At 59.6% G+C, this 2,816-nt stretch carries 3 protein-coding genes and 1 pseudogene; all 4 read left to right on the top strand.

Features of this window, described 5'->3' with window-relative positions; all coding sequences use genetic code 11:
• Positions 1-1,267, top strand: a 1,267-nt coding sequence (locus tag EN742_RS30540) for a hypothetical protein (RefSeq protein WP_128333639.1), incomplete at its 5' end; no start/stop codon positions are given.
• A complete protein-coding gene (locus tag EN742_RS30535; RefSeq protein ID WP_245455641.1) occupies positions 1,206-1,799 on the top strand; it encodes a TadE/TadG family type IV pilus assembly protein in 594 nt (197 codons plus the stop codon). The genes EN742_RS30540 and EN742_RS30535, both read left to right, overlap by 62 nt.
• Before the next feature lie 2 nt (positions 1,800-1,801).
• Positions 1,802-2,428: a TadE/TadG family type IV pilus assembly protein gene (locus tag EN742_RS30530; RefSeq protein WP_126056497.1), complete on the top strand. Its 627-nt coding sequence runs from the start codon at positions 1,802-1,804 to the stop codon at positions 2,426-2,428.
• Positions 2,425-2,816: pseudogene (locus EN742_RS30525) on the top strand (response regulator transcription factor); the annotation flags it as partial. The gene EN742_RS30530 and the pseudogene EN742_RS30525, both read left to right, overlap by 4 nt.

Below are 2,816 nucleotides of genomic sequence, written 5' to 3'. Positions count from 1 at the left end.
ACCTGGCGGCACATTGAACTGCAATAACGCCGGCAACATTTCATGGTGTTTCCTGAAAGCGATCCCCGCAGCGGACAGCACTCCGATAACGTCGGCGAACCTTGCAACTTACGTCGCCAGTTCCACGCAGGCCGTCGGAGAGGCGGAAACGCGATTCATTCAAGTGACGGTCGCCCCTACTGGCTTTGCCGCGTTTTTCCCAGCTTCTTTCGTGACGTCGGGCGCTAGCAGCACTTTCAGTGTCGGAGCCGTCGCCGTGGCGGGTTTCACCTCCGGTGTCTGCAATTTCACGCCGGTCTTCATCTGCAACCCCTATGAGATGGATTCGAACGGAACGAACAACGCCGGCAACTACACGCTGCAGCAGGCTGTTTCCAACCCCGCCGTTCATCGTCGGCTGATCGAATTGAGAAAGGTCGGAAATGGCGCGGCGGCCGGTCCAGGTAACTTCGGCTTTCTGGAGCCACCGCCGGGTGTAGGGAATGGTGCACAGGCGCTCGCTCAGACGATCGCGACATCCACCCCGATCGGATGCTACGAATCCGGTAGTGTTTCGACTAAGACCGGCCAGAATGCCGGGCCGGTACAAGACGCGTTCAACGTCCGCTTCGGCATCAAAGCAAACGGCAGCCACTTCAACAGTCCAGAATATGGGCCGGCATCGAATGTTCGGAAGGGCGCTGCCGCGGGCGGCAATGGCAATGGCAATGGCAATGGCGGTGGCGGTGGCAATCAGTGCCCGCAATACAATCAGTTGACGTTCGGCTCGCCCAATATGGGCCTGCCCAGGGACGCCACCACGCCGTATATGAGTGGACGGATGGGCGACGGAAATTGGGACCTCTCCGGCTATTGGAGCACCAACTTCGGCTCCACGTCCCATCCATCGTCGTGGGACACGACCAAGCCAACCCGCTACGAGGTCTACAAGTACGAAATGGCGCAAGGTCTGGTTGGGACGGCTTCGGCCGGAGGCGAAGTCGGAACCCCATCGAACGCCTGTCAGCCGCCGGTTACATCAGTGGATCGTCGTCTTCTCTATGGTGCGATCCTCAACTGCAACGCGCTCGAAGCGGCGGGCAACGACCTGTCGGGTCATAGTACCAATCTGCCGGTCGAGGCTTTCGGCAGCTTCTTTCTCACCGAACCGGTTGCCTCGGCATCGGACGACGCATCGGTGATGGTCGAACTGGTCGACGTAACCGGTGGCGCTGGCCAAGGCACGCTCGACAATTTCCTGCGTGACGAAGCGCAGCTTTACCGGTGATGCGATGGCCAAATGCTTCTTCCATCACCTCGACAGATTTTGGCGCGACAGTCGCGGCACCGCGCTTGTCGAAATGGCCATTATCGGGCCGACTATGATTCTTCTGTCGGCAGGCGTGTTCGAGTTCGGCAACCTGATCCACGACAAGCTGCTGATGGAGGCTGGACTGTCGGACGCGGCCCGCTTCGGGGCACGTTGCAATAGTCAACTTTACACCGATGCAGGCCTTGCCGCGATCAATTGCGCGGATATTGCCACAAACATCGCAGTGTTCGGTAACGTGGCGGGAACTGGCAGCGCGCGCATTAGCGGCTGGCAGAAAGCGAATGTGACTGTGACAATCGCTGCTAGTGGGTCCTGCCAAGACGCCGTGGTTGCCGGTGTCACCAAATACCGGTCCACTACTTCCCAGGTCTGCATAGTCAGGGCGGCCGGCACCTATGCCTATGCTGGCGTCGGGATGCTGTCGCTGGTCGGTGTCAGCCCGATCACTCTGAGCGGCTTCCATGAGGAGCGGTTGATCCGGTTCTGATCATGATCAGGCTTTTCGCAAGATCCGAGGACGGAGCAACGATGGTGGAAATGGCCATCGTCTCGACGCTGCTATTTATGCTCGTCCTTGGCTTCATCGATTTCGGCTACGCTCTTTATCAATGGAACGCGGCGACCAAAGCAGTTCAGGTCGGTGCCAGACTGGCCTCTATTTCCACTCCGATTGCCCCGGAGATTGATACGGCCGGCCCAACCGCCACCCCGGGAGCTCCCGTGGCCGCAGGCTCGTTTGACTATGTCTGCAACGGTGCTACATCGACCTGCAATTGCACAGGCGCATATTGCGTCGTTGGAGTTTGGTCTGCCTCAAATTTCAACACGATCTATGCTGGTGATGACGGACAATGTGGGCCTGTAGCCGGCAGTCGTCCCGGAATGTGCGACTTCGATCCCTTGCTGCAACCAGCTAATGTGGTCGTCCGTTATACCGCTACCGGGCTTGGCTACCAGACACGGGCGGCCGGCCCGGTGCCGACAATCTCTGTCAGCCTGCAGAACATGACCTACCAGTTCTTCTTCCTGGGCGGACTGCTCGGGTTCGGAAATATGACCATGCCCTCCATGCTCAGCACGGTCACGGGCGAAGATTTGAAGAGTACCTCGCCATGAACGCTATCAACACCAAGGTCCTTCCGACCAGACGCAAGCAGGTCGCCCTGTTCTCGTCCGATCCGCAGTTCAAGCGCGATGTCGCGACCAGGCTCGATGCGCTGGCGATCTATGACGTGCAGGTCTCGGAGACAGCCGACTTCCTCAAGGGGCCGCCTGCGGATACCCGGCCGGGTATCGTCATCCTCGACCTTGGCAATGGCGAGCTGCTCGGCCAGCCGGGCATCGTCGAGGCGCGCTCCAAATGGGCGTCGGTGCCGCTGATCGCGATTTCCGATGAGTTGGCGTCGGAGCAGACGCGCGTGCTCGTGCGCATGAACGCTTCGGACTGGCTGCACAAGCCGCTCGATGCCAAGGAGCTGCTCAACGCCGTCACCTTCCACGACAC

The sequence above is a fragment of the Mesorhizobium sp. M4A.F.Ca.ET.020.02.1.1 genome (assembly GCF_004022645.1).
GTDB lineage: Bacteria > Pseudomonadota > Alphaproteobacteria > Rhizobiales > Rhizobiaceae > Mesorhizobium.
The sequence above is the reverse complement of the archived record's forward strand: the minus strand, read 5'-3'. Positions and strand labels throughout refer to the sequence as shown.

Bases quoted from the DNA above. Each gene is read 5' to 3' on its own strand.
- EN742_RS30530 (WP_126056497.1), top strand. From the start codon at position 1,802: ATGATCAGGCTTTTCGCAAGATCCGAGGACGGAGCAACGATGGTGGAA.